The sequence below is a fragment of the Teichococcus oryzae genome (assembly GCF_008386565.1).
Classification (GTDB): domain Bacteria; phylum Pseudomonadota; class Alphaproteobacteria; order Acetobacterales; family Acetobacteraceae; genus Pseudoroseomonas; species Pseudoroseomonas oryzae.
The window spans coordinates 811336-832785 of record NZ_VUKA01000001.1 but is presented as its reverse complement, the minus strand read 5'-3'; the positions used below and the strand labels follow the sequence as shown (position 1 = coordinate 832785).

The 21450-nt window shown below is 70.4% G+C and carries 18 protein-coding genes; 6 read left to right on the top strand and 12 right to left on the bottom strand.

The window, feature by feature from the left end:
* Positions 1-44 precede the first annotated feature (44 nt).
* Positions 45-1847, bottom strand: a complete 1803-nt coding sequence (aspS, locus tag F0Q34_RS03845; protein WP_149810782.1) for an aspartate--tRNA ligase — start codon at positions 1845-1847, stop codon at positions 45-47.
* A gap of 149 nt (positions 1848-1996) precedes the next feature.
* On the opposite strand from aspS, the gene rnd reads away from it, so the two are divergent.
* Positions 1997-3184 (top strand): ribonuclease D, encoded by a 1188-nt coding sequence (gene rnd / locus F0Q34_RS03840; RefSeq protein WP_149810781.1) that lies wholly within the window; start codon positions 1997-1999, stop codon positions 3182-3184.
* A 47-nt stretch (positions 3185-3231) separates the two neighbouring features.
* Here rnd and F0Q34_RS03835 read toward each other — a convergent pair whose 3' ends face one another.
* From F0Q34_RS03835 to F0Q34_RS03810, 6 genes are read right to left on the bottom strand one after another with little or no spacing between them, the layout of a single operon-like run.
* Entirely contained in the window at positions 3232-4755 is a 1524-nt protein-coding gene (locus F0Q34_RS03835; protein ID WP_241665303.1) for a Ppx/GppA family phosphatase, read from the bottom strand.
* A 28-nt stretch (positions 4756-4783) separates the two neighbouring features.
* Positions 4784-7048 carry an RNA degradosome polyphosphate kinase gene (locus tag F0Q34_RS03830; RefSeq protein ID WP_174241972.1) on the bottom strand — a complete coding sequence of 755 codons (2265 nt, stop codon included), beginning with the start codon at positions 7046-7048 and terminating at the stop codon, positions 4784-4786.
* A gap of 9 nt (positions 7049-7057) precedes the next feature.
* Positions 7058-7783 carry a P-loop NTPase family protein gene (locus F0Q34_RS03825; protein ID WP_149810780.1) on the bottom strand — a complete coding sequence of 242 codons (726 nt, stop codon included), beginning with the start codon at positions 7781-7783 and terminating at the stop codon, positions 7058-7060.
* A 10-nt stretch (positions 7784-7793) separates the two neighbouring features.
* On the bottom strand, positions 7794-8984 hold the full coding sequence (locus F0Q34_RS03820) for an AI-2E family transporter (protein WP_149811256.1): 1191 nt from the start codon (positions 8982-8984) through the stop codon (positions 7794-7796).
* 2 nt (positions 8985-8986) lie between these two features.
* A complete protein-coding gene (locus F0Q34_RS03815; RefSeq protein WP_149810779.1) occupies positions 8987-9526 on the bottom strand; it encodes a CDP-alcohol phosphatidyltransferase family protein in 540 nt (179 codons plus the stop codon).
* 19 nt (positions 9527-9545) lie between these two features.
* The gene (locus tag F0Q34_RS03810) at positions 9546-10400 is read right to left on the bottom strand and encodes a hypothetical protein (RefSeq protein WP_149810778.1); all 855 of its coding nucleotides are present in this window, start codon (positions 10398-10400) and stop codon (positions 9546-9548) included.
* 75 nt (positions 10401-10475) lie between these two features.
* Here F0Q34_RS03810 and purM point away from each other — a divergent pair, with 75 nt between their 5' ends.
* Complete coding sequence (gene purM / locus F0Q34_RS03805; protein WP_149810777.1) at positions 10476-11549, top strand: phosphoribosylformylglycinamidine cyclo-ligase; 1074 nt, start codon at positions 10476-10478, stop codon at positions 11547-11549.
* Positions 11546-12202 (top strand): phosphoribosylglycinamide formyltransferase, encoded by a 657-nt coding sequence (gene purN / locus F0Q34_RS03800; RefSeq protein WP_149810776.1) that lies wholly within the window; start codon positions 11546-11548, stop codon positions 12200-12202. Before purM ends, purN begins: the two co-directional genes overlap by 4 nt.
* Before the next feature lie 10 nt (positions 12203-12212).
* On the opposite strand, the gene F0Q34_RS03795 is transcribed toward purN, so the two are convergent.
* Together F0Q34_RS03795 and F0Q34_RS03790 are read right to left on the bottom strand one after the other, a co-directional pair.
* Positions 12213-13379, bottom strand: coding sequence for an OmpA family protein (locus F0Q34_RS03795; protein ID WP_161600770.1), 1167 nt, complete (start codon positions 13377-13379; stop codon positions 12213-12215).
* A gap of 97 nt (positions 13380-13476) precedes the next feature.
* Positions 13477-14253, bottom strand: coding sequence for a hypothetical protein (locus tag F0Q34_RS03790; RefSeq protein ID WP_149810774.1), 777 nt, complete (start codon positions 14251-14253; stop codon positions 13477-13479).
* A 262-nt stretch (positions 14254-14515) separates the two neighbouring features.
* Between F0Q34_RS03790 and F0Q34_RS03785 the strand changes: the two genes are divergently transcribed.
* From F0Q34_RS03785 to F0Q34_RS03775, 3 genes are read left to right on the top strand one after another with little or no spacing between them, the layout of a single operon-like run.
* Positions 14516-15559, top strand: a complete 1044-nt coding sequence (locus tag F0Q34_RS03785; protein ID WP_161600769.1) for a LacI family DNA-binding transcriptional regulator — start codon at positions 14516-14518, stop codon at positions 15557-15559.
* Positions 15556-16500 carry a 3-hydroxyacyl-CoA dehydrogenase gene (locus tag F0Q34_RS03780; protein WP_241665302.1) on the top strand — a complete coding sequence of 315 codons (945 nt, stop codon included), beginning with the start codon at positions 15556-15558 and terminating at the stop codon, positions 16498-16500. Before F0Q34_RS03785 ends, F0Q34_RS03780 begins: the two co-directional genes overlap by 4 nt.
* Before the next feature lie 34 nt (positions 16501-16534).
* The gene (locus F0Q34_RS03775; protein ID WP_149810772.1) at positions 16535-17917 is read left to right on the top strand and encodes a GntP family permease; all 1383 of its coding nucleotides are present in this window, start codon (positions 16535-16537) and stop codon (positions 17915-17917) included.
* A gap of 272 nt (positions 17918-18189) precedes the next feature.
* Here the strand turns inward: F0Q34_RS03775 and F0Q34_RS03770 are convergent, their stop codons facing one another.
* The 3 genes from F0Q34_RS03770 to F0Q34_RS03760 all read right to left on the bottom strand — a co-directional run bounded on the left by F0Q34_RS03770 (position 18190) and on the right by F0Q34_RS03760 (position 21383).
* On the bottom strand, positions 18190-19206 hold the full coding sequence (locus F0Q34_RS03770) for a LacI family DNA-binding transcriptional regulator (RefSeq protein ID WP_149810771.1): 1017 nt from the start codon (positions 19204-19206) through the stop codon (positions 18190-18192).
* A 16-nt stretch (positions 19207-19222) separates the two neighbouring features.
* The gene (gene hisD, locus F0Q34_RS03765; RefSeq protein ID WP_149810770.1) at positions 19223-20509 is read right to left on the bottom strand and encodes a histidinol dehydrogenase; all 1287 of its coding nucleotides are present in this window, start codon (positions 20507-20509) and stop codon (positions 19223-19225) included.
* A gap of 106 nt (positions 20510-20615) precedes the next feature.
* Positions 20616-21383 carry an SDR family NAD(P)-dependent oxidoreductase gene (locus F0Q34_RS03760; RefSeq protein WP_149810769.1) on the bottom strand — a complete coding sequence of 256 codons (768 nt, stop codon included), beginning with the start codon at positions 21381-21383 and terminating at the stop codon, positions 20616-20618.
* Between the last annotated feature and the right edge of the window lie 67 nt (positions 21384-21450).

Here is a 21450-nt window from a genome sequence, read left to right as displayed (position 1 = left end):
GGCGCGCGCGGGCCGGATTGCCCGCCGCGCCTGCCGACCTTGACTTAGGAAGATTTCGGCGCCGCGGCACCCTTGGCCGGCGGCAGATCCAGCCTGATGGACAGTTCTTTAAGCCGCGCGGGCTCCACGGCCGCCGGGGCGCCCATCATCAGGTCCTGCCCCTGCTGGTTCAGCGGGAACAGGATGACCTCGCGGATGTTGGGCTCATCGGCCAGCAGCATCACCATGCGGTCGATGCCGGGGGCCGAGCCGCCATGCGGCGGCGCGCCGTAGCGGAAGGCGTTCAGCATGCCGCCGAAGCGCTCCTCGACATCCTGCGCCGTGTAGCCCGCGATCTCGAAGGCGCGGATCATGATGTCCGGGCGGTGGTTGCGGATGGCGCCGGAAGACAGCTCGATGCCGTTGCAAACGATGTCGTACTGGAAGGCCTTGATCTCCAGCGGGTCCATGGAGTTCAGCGCCTCCAGCCCACCCTGCGGCATGGAGAAGGGGTTGTGGCTGAAATCGACCTGCTTGGTTTCCTCGTTCAGCTCGTACATCGGGAAATCGACGATCCAGCAGAAGCGGAACTCGCCCTGCTCGATCAGCCCCAGCTCCTCGCCCAGCTTGGTGCGGACCTTGCCGGCGAATTTCGGCGTCTCGTCCTTCTTGCCGGCGGCGAAGAAGACCGCATCGCCCGGCTGGAGGTTGCAGGCGCTCCGGATGGCCTCGACGCGCTCGGCCTCCAGGTTCTTGGCGATGGGGCCCTTGGGCCCCTCGGCGGCGAACTGGATATAGCCCAGGCCGCCGGCGCCCTCGGCGCGGGCCCATTCGTTCAGCTTGTCGAAGAAGCCGCGCGGGTTGCCCGCCGCGCCCGGCGCCGGAATGGCGCGGACGATGCCACCCGAGGCCACCACCTTGGAGAACAGCCCGAAGCCGGAATCGCGGAAGGCTTCCGTCACATCCGTGATCTTCAGCGGGTTCCGCAGGTCCGGCTTGTCCGAGCCGTATTCCAGCATCGCCGTGTCATAGGCGATGCGCGGGAACGGGGCCGGCGTCACCTTGCGGCCATTGCCGAACTCGTTGAACACGCCTTCCATCACCGGCTCGATCGCCGCGAAGACGTCTTCCTGGGTGACGAAGCTCATCTCGAAGTCGAGCTGGTAGAACTCGCCGGGCGAGCGGTCGGCGCGGCTGGCCTCGTCGCGGAAGCAGGGGGCGATCTGGAAGTAGCGGTCGAAGCCCGCCACCATGGCCAGCTGCTTGAACTGCTGCGGCGCCTGCGGCAGGGCGTAGAAGGTACCGGGGTGGTTGCGCGACGGCACCAGGAAGTCGCGCGCGCCCTCGGGGGAGGAGGCCGTCAGGATCGGCGTCTGGAACTCGGTGAAGCCCTGCTCGATCATGCGGCGGCGGATGGAGGCGATGACGCCCGCGCGCAGCATGATGTTGCGGTGCTGCTTCTCGCGCCGCAGGTCCAGGAAGCGGTAGCGGAGCCGCAAATCCTCGGGGAATTCCTGCTCACCCGCCACCTGGATCGGCAGCACATCGGCGTGAGACTGCACCTCCAGCGCCTTCACCCGCAGCTCGATGGCGCCGGTGGGCAGCTTGTCGTTCACCGTGGCCCCCTCGCGCGCCACGACCTCGCCGGTGACGGTGATCACGCTTTCGGGACGGATTGCATCAGCCTGGGCGAACACCTCCGAACCGGCGGGAAAGACGCATTGCGTGATGCCGTAATGATCGCGCAGATCGATGAACAACAGGCCACCATGGTCGCGCTTGCGGTGCACCCAGCCGGAAAGGCGGGCGGTCTGCCCCGCGTCGCTGGCGCGCAGCGCGCCGCAGGTGTGGGTGCGGTAGGCGTGCATGGATCAGTTCAACCCCGAGGCTCGGACGGAAAGGGCCGCAGAAGGGGCGCCAGACCCGCCGCTGTCAAGGGAAACCCCCAAGGGAGGCCAGGAAAGCGGCGGAACCGCCGCACTTTGCGGCGCAGCGCGGCTTCGCTAAACCCTTCCGCATGAGCCGACGCAACCAGGCCCAGGACGCCGACCCGGTCCTGATCACCACCACCGAGGCGCTTGCCGAACTGTGCGCCCGCCTGCGCGCCGAGCCCTTCGTCACGGTCGACACCGAATTCATGCGGGAAAAGACCTATTGGCCGGAGCTGTGCGTGGTGCAGCTCGGCGGGCGGGAGGACGTCGCCGTGATCGACGCCCAGGCGGAGGGGATCGACCTTGCTCCGCTTGGGGAACTGTTCGCCGACCCGGCGGTGACCAAAGTGTTCCACGCCGCCCGCCAGGATGTGGAAATCTGCATCCTGCGCTTCGGCGCACCGCCACGCCCGCTGTTCGACACCCAGGTGGCGGCCATGGTGGCCGGCTTCGGGGACCAGGCTTCCTATGACAGCCTGGTGCGCGGCCTGGCCGGCGCCTCGATCGACAAGGCGCACCGCTTCAGCGACTGGTCGGCGCGGCCGCTTTCCGCGGCGCAGGTCGCCTATGCCGCTGCCGACGTGACCCATCTGCGCCGCGTCTACACCGCGCTGGTGGAACGGCTGACGCAGGATGGCCGCCTGTCCTGGGTGGCCGAGGAAATGGCCGAGCTGATGGACCCGGCCACCTATCGCCAGGACCCGGAAACCGCCTGGGAGCGGCTGAAGCCGCGCACCGCCAACCGCCGCTACCTCGCCGCCATCCGCGCCGCCGCCGCCTGGCGGGAACGGGAAGCGCAGCGCGTCAACATTCCCCGCCAGCGCCTGGTGCGGGATGAGACGCTGCTGGAGATCGCGGCGACGCAGCCCGCCACCGCCGCCGAGCTTTCCCGCGCCCGGGGCATCACCAAGGGCTTCGCCGAGGGCAAGGCCGGTGCCGGCCTGCTGGCCGCGCTGGCCACCGCGCGCGAATTGCCGGAGTCGGACCTGCCGGAGCCGCCGCGCCAGGCGCTCAACCAGGGCACGCCCGCCTCCCCCGCGCTGATCGCCCTGCTGAAGGTGCTGCTGGCCGCCAAGGCCGAGGAACACCATGTGGCGCCGCGCCTCATCGCCAGCTCCGACGAGCTGGAGCGGCTGGCGAGCGAATCGGAGCCGTCCGTCCCGGCGCTGCATGGCTGGCGCCGGCAGGTGTTCGGGCAATCCGCCCTGGCGCTGAAGAATGGCCGGCTGGCGCTGGGCGTCGAGGGCCGGAAGGTGAAGCTGATCCCGGGCTGAGGCCCGGGCGGGAGGTCCGGGGCGGCTTCCTTCGCGCGGAAGCCGCTTCAGCGCGCCGCTTCGGGAGCGACCTCCACCGTGGCGGCAAGGCCCAGAACGGCGGCCAGCGCCTCCACCCGGCGCTGCACGCTGTCGCCGGCGAACAGGCCGCCGCCTTCCACCAGCCGCAAGGTCAGCCTGTCTGCGCCGAGCTGCAGCTCGGTATCGCGCAGCAGCGTCGGCGTGCCGCCCGACAGGGTGTAGGCCAGCCGCAGCGCCGCCCCCAGCATCTCCGCCCGCCGCTGCGATCCACTGTCCAGCAGGGCGCGCGCGGTGCCCAGCCAGGCGGCGTCCAGCTCCGGCTCGTAACGCAGCGCCACGGCGAGGGCGAGAAAGGCGCGCTCATGGTGGTCGAGGCCGATGCCGGGCTGCCGCAGGACGCGCAGGAAGCTTTGCTCGGCACGGTAATCCGGGTGGTCATGGCTGCCGATGTCGGAAAGCCAGCAGGCCGCGTGCCGCAGCGCCGCGCTGGCCTGCGTCTCGCCCGCGAAGATCGGCGCGGTCCAGGCAGCCAGCACCGCCGGCATCGCCGGGTCGCGGGCGAAGCGCAGGGCCATCTCCCGCCCCGCCGCCAGCAGCGGGTCCTCGGCCCGCACGGCAGCATCGAGGTGCCGGGCGTACCAGCCTTCCCGCAACCCGTTGGCGCTGAACACCACGCGGCGGGCACCGGTGGCGCGCAGCAGGCGGCGCAGCGCCACGGCGGCGAAAGGCAGGTCCTGCAGGCGCTTGGAGGGGGCGCCGGGCAGTCGTTCCAGCGTGCGGCGGGTGGCGGCCGTCAGCACCCCGCAAAGATCGCGGACCTCCTCCCGCGGCATCACGTAATGATGAACGATGGACAGCGGGTAGGCCGTCTGGGCGATGTGGATCTTGGCGATCGCGCGCCAGGCGCCGCCAACCAGATACAGGTCGCGATCCTTGCCATGCGCCAGCCAGGGCTGCTTCGCCATCTCCGCCTCGGCGATGCCGCGGGCCCTGCCGACATCGCCAGCCGCCTTGTCGGCCAGCCGGATAGCGCCCAGCGACAGGGAGGCGGTGGCGCCAGGCCGCCCCTGCGTCAGTTCCACCACCTCCAGCGACCCGCCACCGAGATCACCCAGGATGCCATCCGCCTCGGGGAAGCCCAGCAGCACGCCATCGGCGGACAGCGACGCCTCCTCCTCCCCTTTCAGGATCCGGATCGGCACGCCCGGCATGCGCTCGGCGATGGCGGCGGCAAAGGCCGGACCATTCTCCGCGTCGCGCACGGCGGCGGTGGCCAGCACTTCCAACGGCGCGACGCCCATGCCGCGCGCCACGGCGGCGTAGCGTTCCAGCACCGTCAGGGCCTGCGGCACCGCCTGCTCGTTCAGCTTGCCGGTGTTCTGCAGCCCGCGCCCGAGGCCAAGGACCGCCTTCTCGTTGAAGATGGCCAGCGGATTGCGGCCGGAACCTTCGAACACCACCAGGCGAACCGAGTTGGAACCCAGATCCACGATGCCGCTGCGCCGCGGATGGGACAGATCGGCCGCGGAGGCGGGGGCATTGATGTCCAAGATGGTGATGTTCCCTGTGGTAGACGGATCAGTCCTGCGCCACGCGGTCCTGGCGGCGGCGAACCGTGGCGTTGCTCCGCTTCAGCGCGCTGCCGCGGCCGGACAGCGACGGATTGGTCATGAAATACTCGTGCGCCGAAATTGGTTGCGAGCCCGTCGGCAGCCGGCGCCAGGAACCATCGGGCCGCAGCTGCCAGGACTGCGCCGTGTCCTTCAGGTTGGTGACCATGATCTGGTCCAGGATCTGCGCGTGGACCGTGGCGTTCTCCACCGGCACCATGGTCTCGACCCGCCAGTCCATGTTGCGGGCCATCCAGTCCGCGGAGGAGATGAACACCCGCGCCCGCCGCGACGGCAGCCGGTGGCCATTGCCGAAGATGTAGATGCGCGAATGCTCCAGGAAGCGCCCGACGATGGACTTCACCCGGATGTGGTCCGAAAGGCCGGGCACACCGGGGCGCAGGCAGCAGATGCCGCGCACCACGCAGTCCACCTTCACGCCGGCTTGGCTGGCCCGGTACAGCGCATCGATCAGCGCCTCGTCGACCAGGGAGTTCATCTTCAGCCAGATGCCGCCCGCGCGGCCTTCCTGGGCATGGGCGATCTCGGCCTCGATCAGGCTGAGCAGCGCCGGGCGGATGGTCAGCGGGGAAAAGGCCAGCTTGTCCATCGCCTCCGGCCGGGCATAGCCGGTCATGTAGTTAAACAGCTTCTGCGCATCCCGCGTCAGGGCGGGCTCGGCGGTGAAGTAGCTGAGGTCGGTATAGATGCGGGCGGTGACGGGATGGTAGTTGCCGGTGCCGAAATGCGCGTAGGAGCGCAGCGAGCCCGCTTCCCGCCGCACCACCAGAGACACCTTGGCGTGGGTCTTCAGATCCACGAAGCCATAGACGACCTGGACGCCCGCCGCCTCCAGCTCGCGCGCCAGGGCGATGTTGCGCTCCTCGTCGAAGCGCGCCTTCAGCTCCACCATGGCGGTGACCGACTTGCCGAGCTCCGACGCCTCGATCAGCGCGCGGGCGATCGGGCTGTCGCGGCTGGTGCGGTAGAGGGTCTGCTTGATCGCGACCACGCTGGGGTCGCGCGCCGCCTGCCGCAGGAACTGCACCACCACGTCGAAGGATTCGTAGGGGTGGTGGACGACGATGTCCTTGGCGCGGATCGCGGCGAAGCAATCGCCGCCAAAATCCAGGATGCGCTCGGGGAAGCGCGGCGTGTAGGGCGTGAACAGCAGGTCGGGCCGGTCATCGACGATCAGCTTCTTCAGGTCGGCGAGGCCGAGCAGCCCTTCCACCACGAAGATCTCGGCACGTGGGGCATCCAGCTCCTCCACCACGAAATCCACCAGGTCGGCGGCCATGTTGGCTTCCACCGAAAGCTGGATCGCGCGGCCGCGGCGGCGGCGCTTCAAGGCGCTTTCATAGGAGCGGACGAGGTCCTCCGCTTCCTCCTCGAATTCCACATCCGTGTCGCGGATCAGCCGGAACATCCCCTGCTCCGCATTGATGTAGCCGGGGAACAGGCGGGGCAGGAACAGGGTGATCAGGTCTTCCAGGCGCAGGAAGCGGATCGGGCCGGTGCCGGGGGTGATCTGCGGCGCGTCCTCGGCGGCCGGCAGGCGGATGAAGCGCTCGATCTGCGACGGCAGGGGCAGCAGGGCGCGCATGGTGCCGCCATCCTCCTCCCGCACCAGCTTCAGCACCATGCAGAGCGCGAGGTTGCTGATGAAGGGGAATGGATGCGCTGGGTCCACCGCCAGCGGCGTCAGCACCGGGAAGATGCGCTCCAGGAAGTAGGATTCGAGCCAGGCACGGTCCATCTCGGCGAGTTCGTCGAGGCCGCAGACGATCAGCCCCGCTTCCCGCATCTGGGTGCGCAGGCTGCGCCAGGTGGCCTGCTGCTCGTCGATCAGCGCGGCGGCGCGGGCATGGATGGCGGAAAGCTGCTGGCCCGGCGTCAGCCCGTCCGGCGAGGAAGGCTGGATGCCCGCCCGCTCCTGCCCCACCAGCCCGGCGACGCGGACGGAATAGAACTCGTCCAGGTTGGAGGCGGAAATCGCCACGAAGCGCAGCCGCTCCAGCAGCGGGTGGTTCGGGTTGGCCGCCTCCTCCAGCACGCGGGCATTGAAATCGAGCCAGGATAGTTCACGGTTGATGAAGCGCTCCGGGGCGTTCATCGCGATGGCGGGGGCAGGCTCCTGCCCGCGCGCCGGCATGGGCTCGGCCGCCGCGCCGGTGCGGGCGGAAGCGGGGGCGGTGCCGCGGCTGATGGCGGCCGGAGCGTCAGTGTCCATGGCCGCAGCTTATAGCAAGGCCGGCGCACCGGGCGAGGAAAGCTCGGCGGGTTCCATTGAAACGTCATCAAAGCCCTGGAAACCGGGCCAATCGGCCAGGGCGGCACGCGCCAGGGCACGGGTCACGGCCCCGCCCGCGGCCAGGGCGGCGCGGTCCAGGCGGACGGCGGCGATGGCCACCGCCGCCGCTTCCCGCGGCAGCCGGGCGAGCAGCCATTCCTGCACCGCTTCCGGCACCCGCAGCTGGCGCTCGGCGAAGTGGCGGGCCAGCAGGGTGGCGAGCAGCGCGTCCGAAGGCTCGGCGATGCCCACGGCCGTGGTGGCCCGCAGCCGGCTTTGCAGATCCGGCAAGCGCACCGGCCAGCGGGAGGGCGGCGCGCGTCCGGCCAGCAGCAGCGGCAGGCGCTGCGCGGCGCAGGCATTGATCAGGTGGAATAGCGCCGCTTCCTCAGCCACCGCGTCGGCATCGTCCAGGGCGGTGGGCGCCGGCTCCGGCACGCCGCGCAGGGCGGGGCCGGACAGCATGCGCCAGCCATGCGCCTCGGCCTGGCGCTGCAACAGGTGGGACTTGCCCACCCCTTCCGGCCCGAACAGCGCGAGGCGGCCGACCGGCCATTCCTCCACCCGCGCCAGCCATGTCCGCGCCTCGGCATTGGAGCGGTCGGGCAGCACCTCGCCCCGGAACATCACGGGAAGGTCGAGCGGCAGGACGAGCTGGGTGGTGCCGGCAGGCATGGCCTCCCTTCTACTCACCCGTCCGTGGCGGGTCGAGGTAGAGGGGGCTCTCCAGATAGCGGCGCAGCCAGTAGCGGGCCAGCACGCCGATGGCCGCCGCCATGGGCACCGCCAGCAGCACACCCAGGAAGCCGAAGGCGACGCCGCCGGCGAACAGCGCGAAGATCACCCAGACGGCGTGCAGTTCCACCCGGTCGCCCAGCAGCCGGGGATAGATGATGTAGCCTTCCACCACCTGCCCGGTCACGAACACCGCCGCCACCATCGCCACCCCGCTCCAGGTGCCGAACTGGCCCACCGCCAGCAGCAGCGCCGTGCCCAGCCCGGTCATCGAGCCGACATAGGGGATAAAGGAAAGCAGCCCGGAGGTCAGGCCGACGATCAGGCCCAGCTCCAGCCCGACGGCCGAAAGCCCGAACGCGTAATACACGGCAAGCAGCGCGCAGCACAGCAGCTGACCGCGCAGCCAGGCGGACAGCACCCGGTCGGTATCACGCGCCAGCTGCCGCAGCGTGGCGGCATAGCGGCGCGGCAGGCAGCGTTCTATGCGGAGCATGATGCTGGGCCAGTCGCGCAGCAGGTAGAAGGCCACCACCGGCGTCACCACAACCAGGGTGAAGACGGAGAACAGCGCATAGCCGCCGCCGATCAGCCGCGTCGCCGCCGTGCCGAGGAAGCTCAGTATGGCGCCGAGCTGGCTGACGGCGAGGTCGCGCAGGCGGGTGTCGAGCACCTCCGGGCCGAAGCGCTGCTCCAGCGCCTGCACCGCCTCCTGCATCGCGGCGCCGACGCCGGCGATGTAGCTGGGCAGCCGCGCCAGCAGCGTGCCGACCTGGGAAATGATCAGCGGGTAGAGCAGCAGCAGCGCCAGCAGCGCCAGGGCCATCAGCGTGGTGATCAGCAGCAGCGAGCCCAACCCGCGCGGCAGGCCGAGGCGCTGCAGCCGCGTCGCCACCGGGTCCAGGAAATAGGCGACGCAGGCCGCCAGCACGAAGGGCGTCAGGATCGCCGAGAACAGCCAGAGCAGAAACAGGATTGCGGCCAGCAGGCCCAGCACCAGTGCGATGCGCTGACCCCGCGTGGCGGTGCGCGGCGGCGGGCCAGGTGGCCGCACCGGCCGGGCGGGCGCCGCGATCGGCGGCGCCGCGGTCCGGGTGGCGGGCAGCAGGGGATCATGGCTGCCGGAGGGCGCCGTCGGCATGGTCACGGCGCCGCCCCCCGCCGCAGGGCCTGGGCGAAATAGGCCAGGCCCGACAGGGTCGTGGTGACCGCCACAACCACGATCAGCAGCCCGAGCAGCCCGGCATCCGGCAGGCCGAAGCCGGCTGTCGCCAGGGCCAGGGCGGCCAGCAGGATCTGCGCCACCGTGTTGCACTTGGACAGCATGGAGGGCGCCATGCGCGGCGGCTGGCCCAGCACCGCCAGCAGCCCCACGCCGCCCACGATCACCACGTCGCGGAACACCACCAGAATGGCCAGCCAGTCCGGCAGGACGTCCCGCCAGCCGAGGCAAAGGTAGCTGCAAACCAGCAAGGCCTTGTCGGCCACGGGATCCAGCATCGCGCCCAGGGGCGACTGGGCGTTCCACCGCCGCGCCAGCCAGCCATCCAGCGCATCGGACAGGCCGGCGGCGGCGAACAGGAAAAAGGCGAGGTCCAGGCTGTCATGCAGGATCAGCCAGACCGTGGCCGGCACCGCGCAAAGCCGCGCCAGGGTGATGGCGTTGGGGATCAGGCGCAGCATGCCGCCCGCCGTGACCCCCTCAGACGCCACCCGTCAGCCCGAGTTGCCAGGGGCCGGGAACAGGGCCGGAGCCAGGACCGGCCTCGGACGGCGCGGCGGAAACCGGGGCGGCCGGCGCCGGGGCGCCCCAGGGAACCGGCGGCGCCAGCCGGCCCGGAACCGGTGCCGGCGCGGCCCGCGGCGCCAGCCCGGGCGCCATGGACAATCCGCTGGCCGGCAGAGCCTGGGCCGCCGCCTGCGGGTCCTGCCGCAGGCCGAGCCGCAGCCGCGCGCCATCCACCGCGATCGCCTCCACATCGAAGGAGGCGATCTCCGGGCTGGCGGCGAGCCGGCGGCGGACCTCCAGCCATTCGCGCAGGCCGCTGTAGCGCACCTCGGCCTGGATGAAGCCCGTGGCGGGCTGGCGCGGCATGACCGGCGGGGCCGCGGCATCGCCCGGCCGCAAGGCGGGGGCGGCGCCGGCGACGCCACGGCCGGCGCCCGGCAGGCGATCCGGACTGAAGTTGACGGTCAGCCGGCCATTGTAGCCGGTGCGGCTGGTGCGCTCCTCCTCCACGATGATGGAGGACACCATGCCGTCGATCTGCGAATCGCTCAGCCCCTTGGGCAGCCCGAGCTCGGTGGCCATGCGCTCATAGGCAATGCGCTGGGCGGAGGCGATGGCGCGGGTGCGGGCGATCACCGCATTCGCCGCCGTCGCCTCGGCGGGCACGCCTCGCTGGGTGTAGCTGCTGGACGCTGCATCCGGGACCATGGCATCGCCCAGCGGCGGCAGGGCCTGCGCCATCGCCGGCGCCATCATCCCTGCCCCGCTGCCCAGGCCGACCAGGCTTCCCACGACAATGGTTGCGGCGAGACGCCGAAAATGTTGCATTCCGCCCCCTTGGACACCCGGCCCCGCGAAACACTTGCGCCCGGGTCTTTTGCGCATAGCCGATTGGGCCCCCTGATGACCAGTCTCACCTACCGCGACGCCGGCGTTGACATCGAAACCGGAGACGCCCTTGTCGATGCCATCAAGCCGCTGGCCCGCGCCACGAGCCGCAGCGGCAGCATGGGCTCCCTTGGCGGCTTCGGCGCGCTGTTCGACCTGAAGGCCGCCGGCTACACGGACCCGGTGCTGGTGTCCTCCACGGATGGCGTCGGCACCAAGCTCCGGCTCGCGATCGACACCGGGATGCATGACGCGGTGGGCATCGACCTGGTTGCGATGTGCGTCAACGATCTTGTCGTGCAGGGCGCGGAGCCGCTGTTCTTCCTCGACTATTTCGCCACCGGCAAGTTGCGGCTGGAACAGGCGCGCTCCGTGGTCGCCGGCATCGCCGAGGGCTGCAAGCTCGCCGGCTGCGCCCTCGTGGGCGGCGAAACGGCCGAGATGCCGGGCATGTACAGCAAGGATGATTACGACCTCGCCGGCTTCTCCGTCGGTGCCGCCGAGCGCGATGGGCTGCTGCCGAAGCCGGATGTCGGCGCCGGCGACGTGGTGCTGGGCCTGGCCTCCTCCGGCGTGCATTCCAACGGCTTCTCCCTGGTGCGCCGGGTGCTGGAGGCCGCCGGGCAGGACATCGCCGGCCCGGCGCCCTTTGGCGCCGCCGGGCAGACGCTGGGCCAGGCGCTGCTGGCGCCGACGCGGATCTATGTGAAGTCGGTGCTGGCGCTGCACCGCGCCGGGCTGGTGAAGGCGGCGGCGCACATCACCGGCGGCGGCCTGCCCGGCAACCTGCCGCGCGTGCTGCCGGCGGGCAGCATCGCCGTGCTGGATGCCGGCGCCTGGACCCTGCCGCCGGTCTTCGGCTGGCTGGCCCGCAGCGGCAACATCGCGGCGGAGGAGATGCTGCGGGTGTTCAACTGCGGCATCGGCATGTGCGTGGTGGTCAAGGACGCCGACGCGGATGCCGCTGCCGCGCTGCTGTCGGAACATGGCGAGACGGTGTTCCGCCTCGGCCGCATCGAGGCTGGCGCGGAAGGCGCCGTGCCCGAGGTGCGGGTCGAGAACCTTTCGCCGGGCTGGCCGGCCGCATGAGCCTGCGGCGACGCACCGCCATCCTGATCTCGGGGCGGGGCAGCAACATGCGCGCCCTGCTCGCCGCCGCCGCCGATCCCGCCTTTCCGGCGGAGATCGCGCTGGTGCTGTCGAACCGCGCCGACGCGGCCGGGCTCCTCCACGCGGCGGAGGCCGGCATCGCGACGGCGGTGGTGGAATCGCGCCCCTTCGGCAAGGACCGCGCTGCCTTCGAGGCGGCGATGGAAAAAGAACTGGCGGCGCATGGCATCGGGCTGATCGCGCTGGCCGGCTTCATGCGCGTGCTGACGGAGGGCTTCACCGCCCGCTGGTCGGGGCGGATGCTGAACATCCATCCTTCCCTGCTGCCCGCCTTCCCCGGGCTCGACACGCATGAGCGCGCCCTGGCCGCCGGGGTGCGGCTGCATGGCTGCACCGTGCATCTGGTGACGCCCGGCGTGGATGAAGGCCCGATCGTGGCGCAGGCCGCCGTGCCGGTGCTGCCGGGCGACACGGCCGAAGCCCTGGCCGCGCGCGTGCTGGCTGAGGAACACCGCCTTTATCCCGCCGCCCTGGCCTGGCTGGCGGCGGGAACGCTGCGGCTGGAAGATGGCCGCGTCCTGCTGGAGGACGCCCCGCTGCCCAGTGCCACCGCCCTGCGCAACCCGGGCTGAGCCCGGGGCCTCAGCGCAGCGAGGCGGTCCGCGGCAGGGGACAGGCCTCGACGGCGAATTCCACCCGCCGGTCCAGCGCATCCGTCAGGTCGTCGGTGCCGGTGCCGACCAGCGGCGCCGCCGCTCCCGCCCCTTCCGCGTCGGTCCGCAGGGCCAGCGACGCTTCCTCGGCCATCAGCGCCTGGCGGACCGATTGCGCCCGGCCGAGGGACAGGCGCTGGTTCCAGGCCGGGCTGCCGGTCGGGCTGGCATGGCCGGTGATCCCCAGGCAAATGTCGCGCGGCGCGCTCCGGCGCGCGATCTGCCGCAGCCACATGGGATAGTCGCCGCTGATCTCGGGGTTCGGCCAGAAGCTCGTGGTGCCCGGGCGGAACAGGAACTTCACCGCCAGCAGGCCACGATCCAGGCCGTGGTCCACCACATCGCCAAAGGCCTGCTCGGCCGCCTCGGCCCGGCCCAGGGCGCGGTTGCTGAGATAGATGCCGTTGCGCGCCTTCAGTTGCTCGCCATCCGGCTCCCGCAGCGCCGCCTGGTAAAAGGAAAGGGCCTGTTGCGGCTCGCCTTCCTCATAGGCGCGGATGCCATCCGCGATCAGGGCCTGGGCTTGCAGCGCTTCCAGGTAGCGTGGGTCGATGGGATCGCCAGGATTGCCGGCGCAGGTCTGCAGATAGGCGGTTGTGATGGTTTCGGCCGCCCAGGCGGGGCTGTCGCGGAAGAAACCGGTCGGAGCCGCGTCAACCGCGCCCGCCTGCACCCAGGCGGTTTCGTGCGACACCACCTGGCCGCTGCGCAAATCGCCCAGCACCGCCCAGATCCGGTAAACGCCGGGGCGCGGCTCGCGGCTGGGCGGGATGATGCCCTCCCCCGCCACGGGCGTGATGGCGCCCAGCAGGATGATCGGCTTCCGCGCCAGGCTGGCGCTGCTGAACGGCCGCAGCTCGAAATCGGGATAGCGCTCCCGCACAATGGCGGCCATGCGCTGTTCCATGCCGCGCGTAGCGGCTGTCTGGCTTCCGGTGGCGCGGTCGATCAGCGGGTCGATCACCAGATCATAGCGGTCGGACGGCCCCGGCGGATCGATCCGCGCCCGGTCGAACAGCGCCACCGTCATGTCCCGAACCGCCGCGTCCAGGCTTTGCGCGGTTGTTGGCGGGGTTGGCGCGCCTGGAACGCGCATCGGCAACGTGTTGCCCTGCCGTGTCATTGGCGGGACCGCGCAGGCAGACAACACCCCCAGGCCGCCCAGAACCATCAGGGCCCGGCGGGGCAGGACCTCAGCGGCACCCTTCCTGCAGAAAATCATGTTCGGCACGCGATGGCTCCTCCCCAAGCTGCGCCCTGAGAATGATCGCGCGGCAGCGTCGTTGCAGCGGCCCCCCCATAGCCACGGGCTGCACCCTGGCCGGAAGCGGCCGCGCGGCGGCACGGGCCGGCGCGCGCGAAGGGACCGCGGCAGCCATGCGCGGCGGAGCGGTGGGGCGGGTCGCCTCGATTGGCGCTTCCGCCGTGACCAGGGGTGCCGGCGGAAGCATCGCCGCCAGGGCCCTAGGCGGTGGCTGGGCCTGAAGGGTCTCCGGCGGGGCCGGCAAGGTGGCGGCAAGCTGAGGCGGCTGCGGTGTCATGGCGGTGGGCGCGGGCAAGGCGGCCAGGGCGTCCGGCGGGGGCAGCAGCGCCGTCACGGCGGGCAGCGTCGCCGCCGGCGCCAGCTGGGCGGCGACCGAGGCAAGGGCCTCGCTGTCCGGCCAGGCCGGGCGTCCCTGATCCAGCCGATCCAATGCCGCCTGCATGGCATCGGCCTGACGCAGCAATTCCTCGACCTCGGCCAGCAAGGCGGCCGTTTCGCTTTCCGGTGCGGGGGCGGCTTCGGCCAGAACAGGCGGCTGCTGGGGCAGCGGCCTTCCTTGCGGCTGCTTCTGGTTCTGTTGCTCGCTCTGCTTCTCGCTGGCCAGGGTCGGCAGATGCGGCATCGGTTGCTGCACCGACCAGACCAGGGTGCCAAGCGTCGTGGCCAGGCCGATTGCCAGGCCCGGAATGGCGAGCCGACCGGCCAAGCTGTCCCAGCGCCATGTTGGCCTCGGTGGTTTGGCTGTCATGCTCTGCTCCAACAGGTCGCGAGGGGTTTTCGCTCCGCGGATCCTAGCTAAGGTGGATGGCCGTCCTGTCGCACCCTTATCACGAAGCTGTCATACCCCTGGGATTGACAGGACAGCCAATCCCGAGAACGTTCTCAGTCAACAAGAAGACTCGTTCGGAGCTATTTTCAGGAGAACGTCATGGCCATGGGCAGCGCCCCGGTCGCGGCCGTGGGAAGCCATGCCTCCTAGGCCGTCCCAACGCATCACCATCAAGGATCTGGCGCGCGAGCTTGGCATGTCGGTGGCCACGGTCGCCCGTGCCTTCCACCCGGAAGCCGATATTGCCGTGGCGACGCGGGAGGCCGTGCTGCGCCTGGCGCGGGAACGGGGCTACCAGCCGGATGCCCTCGCGCGCAGCATGATCACCGGCCGCACCGGCATCGTGGGCGTGCTGGTGGCGGATCTACACAACCCCTTCTACCCGCAGGCGCTGGCCCTGCTGACCGCCGCGCTGCAGGCCGCGGGCTTCAACACCATGCTGGTCGTGGCCGAGCCCGGCGGAACCGTGGATGCGGCGATCCGGCTGCTGCTGTCCTATCGGCCCGAATATGCGGTTGTTCTGGCCACCGACCTGACCACCGAGGCCACCGCCACCTGCTCCGCCGCCGGCGTGCCGCTGTTGTTCTTCAACCGCGTCCCGGACGCGCCGGATGCGCGCGGCGTCGTTTGCGACAACCAGGGCGGCGCCGCGGCACTGGCGGCGCATATGATCGCCGGTGGCATGCGACGCCCGGGCTTCATTGGCGGGCTCGAAGGCACCTCCACCCACCGCGAGCGCCGCGACGGCTTCATCGGCCACTGCACGGCCGGCGGCCTGACGGTGCGGGAGGAGCCGGGCGGCGCCTTCACCTATGCCGGCGGCCAGGACGCGGCCCGCCGCCTCCTTCGGGGGCCCGACCGGCCCGACGGGCTGTTCTGCGCCGGCGACATCATGGCCCTCGGCGCCCTCGACACGGCACGGCACGAATTCGGCCTGCGCGTGCCGGAGGATCTCGCCATCGCCGGCTTCGACGACATTCCCATGGCCGCCTGGCCGGCGCATGACCTGAGCACGGTGCGCCAGCCGCTGGAGGCCATGGTCGAGAAGACGCTGGCCTGGGTGCGCGGCAGGCCGGCCGCCGGGGCGGAGGCCGGCTGCATCCTGCGCCTTCCCGGGCAACTCATGGAGCGCGGCACCACCAGGCCCGTGCCGTCCCTTCCGTTCAAGGAGATCTGCCGATGAGCATGCACAAGCTGAACACCGTGGCCATTGTCGGCTCCGGGCTGGTTGGCTCCGGCTGGGCGCTGGTTTTCGCCCGCGCCGGCGCCACCGTGCGCATCTTCGATGGCGATGCGGCGCTGCGCGCCCGCGCGCCCGCCCGCATCCGGCAGATGCTGCTGGACATGCAGGGCGCCGGCCTGGTGCAGGATGTGGAGGAACCGTTGTCCCGCATCACCGTCTGCGACACCCTGGCCGAGGCGGTGGGCCCGGCCGATTATATCCAGGAATCCGTGCTGGAACGGGTCGAGGTGAAGCAGGCGGTCTGCGCCGAAATCGACGCGGCGATGCGGCCGGAGGCGATCTGCGGCTCCTCCTCCTCCGGCATTCCGGCATCCGCCTTCACCGAGGCGCTGCGCAACAGGTCGCGCTTCCTGATTGCCCATCCGGTGAACCCGCCGCACCTGGTGCCGCTGGTGGAGCTGGTGCCGGCGCCCTGGACCGATCCCGCCATCCTGCCCGCCCTGCGCGCAGCCATGGAGGAATGGGGCCAGGCGCCGATCGTGGTGAAGGCGGAGATCGAGGGCTTCATCCTCAACCGCCTGCAAGGCGCGCTGTTGAACGAGGCCTGGGCGCTGTACGAGGCCGGGCTCGCCTCCGCCGCCGATATCGACCTGACGGTGAGCCAGGGCCTCGGCCTGCGCTGGGCCTTCATGGGACCGTTCGAAACCATCGACCTCAACGCGCCGGGCGGCATCGCGGATTATTCGGCCCGGCTGGCGCCGCTCTACCACAACATCGCCGTCTCCCGCGCCAATCCCCGCCCCTGGTCGGACGCGGCGATCCGCGGCGCCGAGAAGGAACGGCGCGAGGTGTTGCCGACCGATCAACTGCAGGAACGCACCGACTGGCGCAACCGCCGCCTGATGGCCCTGGTGGCGCATCTGCGAAGCCAGCCCAAGTAGCGTCCTGATCTTTCACTAACGAGGAGACGTTCCTTTGGGAACTCTTGCCATTGTCCTGTCGCTCGCGGGGCTGATGTACTTCGCCTATCGCGGCGTCAACGTGCTGATCCTGGCGCCGATCATGGCCGCCTTCGCCGTGCTTCTGGCGCAGGGCGGCCCGGTGCTGGCAACCTATACCCAGATCTTCATGACCAGCCTCGGCCGCTATGTCGTGCTGTTCTTCCCGATCTTCATGCTGGGCGCCATCTTCGGCAAGCTGATGGCCGATAGCGGCGCCTCCACCACCATCGCGCACACCATCGTGCAGAAGCTGGGGGCGAAGCATGCCATCGCGGCAGTGACGCTGGCCTGCGGCATCCTGACCTATGGCGGCGTGTCGCTGTTCGTCGTCGCCTTCGCCATCTACCCGATCGCCGCCGCGCTGTTCCGCGAGGCGGGGCTGCCGAAGCGCCTGATCGCCGGCGCCATCGCGCTCGGCTCCTTCACCTTCACCATGACCGCCTTCCCCGGCACGCCGGCGATCCAGAACGCGATCCCGACGCGCTTCTTCGGCACCACCACCTTCGCGGCCCCGGGCCTCGGCCTGATCGCGGGCTGCATCATGCTGTTCGGCGGCCTGGCCTGGCTGCACTACCAGGCGCGTCGCGCGAAGCTGGCGAATGAAGGCTACGGCAACCACGTCGAGAACCTGCCGAACTTCGACGATGGCGAGCGCCCCGGCTTCGCGCTTTCCCTGCTGCCGATCGTGGTGGTGATCGGGCTGAACGCGCTGTTCTCGCTCTGGGTCTTCCCGAGCATGGATCTCGGCTACCTGTCGCAGCAGATCTACGGCAACGTGTCGCCCACCGCGGTGATCGGCACCTGGGCGCTGGTGGTGGCGCTGGTCGGCGCCATCCTCACCGTGCTGGTGCTCCAGTGGCGCTACTTCCGGGACCCGCAGAAAACGCTGAACGAAGGCACCATGGGCTCCATGCTGCCAATCTTCAACACGGCCAGCGAGGTCGGCTACGGCGCGGTCATCGCCTCCCTCGCCGCCTTCATCGTGGTGCGCGACTTCGTGGTGGGCATCGCGCCGGGCACGCCCACCATCTCGCTGGCCATCGCGGTCAACGCGCTGGCGGGCATCACCGGCTCGGCCTCGGGTGGGCTCTCGATCGCGCTGGACACGCTGGGCAGCACCTATCTGGCCCGCGCCAATGAACTCGGCATCAGCCCCGACCTGCTGCACCGCATCGCCGCGATCGCCTCGGGCGGCTTCGACTCGCTGCCGCACAACGGCGCGGTGATCTCGCTGCTGACCATCACCGGGCTGACGCACCGCGAATCCTACAAGGACATCTTCGTAGTGAACCTGCTGATCCCGGTGACGGCACTGATCGTCATCATCGTGCTTGGCACCATGTTCGGCGCTTTCTGATCGGGTGGGAAAGGCTGGGGGAATGAATTCCCCCAGACCCCCATCTTTTTTCTGGTCTGTTCACGGGCGCGCCTTGCGGCGGCGCCCGTTTTCCTTGGGTGGGGTGCGCCGGAGGGCTTGGCCCTCCGGCGACTGCGGGTTCAGCCCGTGCTGCCTATAGAAATTCTGGCTTCGCCACGGTGGAGATCCCGTCTCAGTTCCCCCCCGAACCCCAACTGACAAAAAGAAGATGAGGGAGGTCTGGAGGGAGAATTCCTTCTCCCTCCAGCACTTCAAAGGGACGCGCGTTCCACCAGTTCCGCCGGCAGGCGCTCCGCGCGGGGGCCATCCGTCTCACCGGCTAGGCGGGCGCGCAGCAGGTCCACGGTGCGGGCCACCATGGCGGGCACGGGCTGGCGCAGGGTGGAAAGGCGGTAGGCGGGCCAGGCGGCCATCGGGATGTCGTCGAAGCCGAGGACGGAGACATCCTCCGGCACCCGCCGCCCCATCTCGTGGCGCAGCGCGTCCAGCCCGCCGAGGGCCAGGATGTCGTTGGCGAAAAAGATGCCGTCGGCCTCGCGCAGGTCCAGGGCGACGCGGTGCCCGGCCTCGTAACTGAAATCCCCCGCATCGGCGCGGAGCGGCGGCGGCAGGCCGCGCGCCTGCAAGGCCTCGCGGAAGCCGCGCTCGCGCTCCCGGCTGGTGGAGGTGTCCGGCCGCCCGGCGACAAAGGCGAGGCGCCGCCGCCCGCGCGCCAGCAAGGCCTCGGCGGCGGCATGGCCACCCGCGACATTGTCGCAGGCCACGCTGTCCGGCAGGGGCGTGCCGGCGATTGCTTGGGGTTCCGCCTCTCCCGCAGCGGTGCGGTTGAACAGCACGGCGGAACGGCCATCCCCCAGCCAGTCCGCGGCGCCGGCGGCGGAAAGGCTGGCGGCCGTCACCACCACCGCGTCCACATGGTATTGGCGCAGCATCGGCAGGGCGGCATCGGCCTCCTGCCCTGGCGGCACGGTGAACAGCAGGGGCTGGAAGCCGGCCGCGCCCAGGGCGCCCGTGAGCTGCTCCAGCACGGCCGGGTAAAAGGGATTGGAAAGCTCCCCCATCACGATGCCGACGATGCTGCTGCGGCGGCGGGAAAGCGCGGCGGCGATGATGTTGGGGCGGTAGCCCATCTCCGCGGCGGACTGGAGGATGCGCGCGCGCATCTCCGGCGCCACCGAGGCGCCCGGGCTGAAGGCCCGGGACACCATGGATTGCGAGACGCCGAGATGCCGGGCCAAGTCCCGCGCCGTGATGGCGGGGCCTGGCATGCGCGGCGCCCCGCGCTCAGGCGGCGTTCTTGCCACCGTAGCGCCGCACGCGGATATCGGCCTGCTCCTTGTGGCCGGCGAAGTTCTCGATGGCGCAGAGGCGCGAGCAATACTCGCCCACCATCGCGGAAGCCTCCGGCTTCACCTCCTGCCAAGTGCAGGTCTTGATGAACTTGCCGACCCACAGGCCGCCCGTGTAGCGCGCCGCCTTCTTGGTCGGCAGGGTGTGGTTGGTGCCGATCACCTTGTCGCCATAGGCCACATTGGTTTCCGGTCCCAGGAACAGCGCTCCGTAGTTGCGCATGTTGTCGCGGAACCAGCGCGGGTTCCTGGTCATCACCTGCACATGCTCGGAGGCGATCTCGTCCGCCACCTGCAGCATTTCCTCATCGGTGTCGCACAGGATCACCTGGCCATGGTCGCGCCAGGAAACGCTGGCGATGTCGGCGGTCGGCAGCACCTTGAGCTGGCGCTGGATCTCCGCCTCGATGCCCTCGGCGATCTTCTTCGAGGTGGTGAGCAGCACGGCGGGCGAGGTCGGGCCATGCTCGGCCTGCCCCAGCAGATCGACGGCGCAGATCTCCGCATCCACGGTGTCGTCGGCGATCACCAGGGTCTCGGTCGGGCCGGCAAACAGGTCGATGCCCACGCGGCCGTAAAGCTGGCGCTTGGCCTCGGCCACGAAGGCGTTGCCGGGGCCGACCAGCATGTCCACCGGCTGCACCGTCTCGGTGCCCAGCGCCATGGCGGCGACGGCCTGGATGCCGCCCAGCAGGTAGATCTCGTCGGCGCCGGCCATTGCCATGGCGGCAACCGTGGCCGCCGGGGCCTCGCCATTCAGCGGCGGCGTGCAGGCGATGACACGCGGCACGCCGGCCACCTTGGCGGTCAGCACGCTCATATGCGCGGACGCCACCATCGGGTAACGGCCGCCGGGGATGTAGCAACCGACGCTTTCCACCGGGATGTTCTTGTGGCCGAGCGTGACGCCGGGCAACGTCTCGATCTCCAGGTCCGTCAGGCAGGCCTTCTGCGCCTCCGCGAAGCGGCGGATCTGCGCTTGGGCGAACTTGATGTCCTCGATCACCTGCGCGGGCAGGCTGTCGATCAGCGCCTGGATCTGTTCCTTCGAAAGACGGAAGCTCTCGGGCGACCACTTGTCGAAATTTTCCGACAACTCGCGCACGGCGGCGTCGCCGCGGCTTTCCACATCGGCCAGGATGCCTTCCACCGTTTGGCGGACCTTGCGATCGTATTCGGCGGTCTCGGCAGCTTCGGCGCCCTTTTTCAGGTAGCGGATCATGGCGCACCCTTCCCTTCGGCTGTTGGTTCCGGACCAAGGGTGGAGATCTTTGCATCCGCATGCAAGGGGCTTTGCATGCGGATGCAATCACGATGGGCGTGAGGCTTCAGTCGGCGGTCCAGCCGCCATCCAGCATCAGCGCGCTGCCGGTCATCAGCGCCGAGGCGTCGGAGGCCAGGAACACCACGGCACCCATCACATCCTCCACCGCGCCGATGCGGCCCAGCTTGATCTTGCCCAGTGCCCAGTCGCGGAATTCCGGCTTTTCGAAGAAGGGCCGGGTCAGCGGCGTCTCGATGAAGGTTGGGCAGACGGTGTTCACCCGGATGTTGTGCCGGCCGAGTTCCACCGCCATCGCCTTGGTCATCCCCTCCATGGCGTGCTTGCTGGCGCAATAGACGGAACGGTTCGGCCCGCCCACATGCCCCATCTGCGATGACATCTGGATGATCGAGCCGGGGCGGCCCGCCACCATCAGCCGCCGCGCCACGGCCTGGGCCGCGAAGAAGGCGGCCCGGACGTTCAGCCCCATCACCGCGTCGAAATCCTCGGGGCTCACATCCGCGAAGGGCGCCGGGCGGTTGGTGCCGGCATTGTTCACGAGAATGTCAAACGGCTCCCGCTCCGCCACGGCCGCCGCCACGGCGCCGATGTCGCCCACATCCAGGGCCAGCGCCTCGGCCGCGTCGCCACGCGCCCGCAGGGCAACGGCGGCTTCCTCGATCTCGGTGGTGCTGCGCGCGGCCAGGGTCACATGCGCGCCCGCCGCCGCCAGCGCCGCGGCCGCCGCCAGGCCGATGCCCCTTCCGGCGCCGGTCACCAGGGCGCGGCGGCCATCAAGGCGCATGGCCGGGCTGCTGGGCAAGGTGATCATGTCGCGGGTTCCTTTCGCTGATTCGGCGCACAGGATGGAATAAACCGCCCGGCCATGGATACCCGGC

Excerpts from the sequence above, each read along its gene's own strand:
- rnd (WP_149810781.1), top strand. The coding sequence starts at position 1,997 with ATGAGCCGACGCAACCAGGCCCAGGACGCCGACCCGGTCCTGATCACC.
- F0Q34_RS03785 (WP_161600769.1), top strand. The coding sequence starts at position 14,516 with ATGCCTCCTAGGCCGTCCCAACGCATCACCATCAAGGATCTGGCGCGC.
- purN (WP_149810776.1), top strand. The coding sequence starts at position 11,546 with ATGAGCCTGCGGCGACGCACCGCCATCCTGATCTCGGGGCGGGGCAGC.
- F0Q34_RS03820 (WP_149811256.1), bottom strand. The coding sequence starts at position 8,984 with ATGCCGACGGCGCCCTCCGGCAGCCATGATCCCCTGCTGCCCGCCACC.
- F0Q34_RS03780 (WP_241665302.1), top strand. The coding sequence starts at position 15,556 with ATGAGCATGCACAAGCTGAACACCGTGGCCATTGTCGGCTCCGGGCTG.
- F0Q34_RS03815 (WP_149810779.1), bottom strand. The coding sequence starts at position 9,526 with ATGCTGCGCCTGATCCCCAACGCCATCACCCTGGCGCGGCTTTGCGCG.
- F0Q34_RS03825 (WP_149810780.1), bottom strand. The coding sequence starts at position 7,783 with ATGCCTGCCGGCACCACCCAGCTCGTCCTGCCGCTCGACCTTCCCGTG.
- aspS (WP_149810782.1), bottom strand. The coding sequence starts at position 1,847 with ATGCACGCCTACCGCACCCACACCTGCGGCGCGCTGCGCGCCAGCGAC.
- hisD (WP_149810770.1), bottom strand. The coding sequence starts at position 20,509 with ATGATCCGCTACCTGAAAAAGGGCGCCGAAGCTGCCGAGACCGCCGAA.
- F0Q34_RS03830 (WP_174241972.1), bottom strand. The coding sequence starts at position 7,048 with ATGGACACTGACGCTCCGGCCGCCATCAGCCGCGGCACCGCCCCCGCT.
- F0Q34_RS03770 (WP_149810771.1), bottom strand. The coding sequence starts at position 19,206 with ATGCCAGGCCCCGCCATCACGGCGCGGGACTTGGCCCGGCATCTCGGC.
- F0Q34_RS03795 (WP_161600770.1), bottom strand. The coding sequence starts at position 13,379 with ATGCGCGTTCCAGGCGCGCCAACCCCGCCAACAACCGCGCAAAGCCTG.
- F0Q34_RS03810 (WP_149810778.1), bottom strand. The coding sequence starts at position 10,400 with ATGCAACATTTTCGGCGTCTCGCCGCAACCATTGTCGTGGGAAGCCTG.
- purM (WP_149810777.1), top strand. The coding sequence starts at position 10,476 with ATGACCAGTCTCACCTACCGCGACGCCGGCGTTGACATCGAAACCGGA.
- F0Q34_RS03760 (WP_149810769.1), bottom strand. The coding sequence starts at position 21,383 with ATGATCACCTTGCCCAGCAGCCCGGCCATGCGCCTTGATGGCCGCCGC.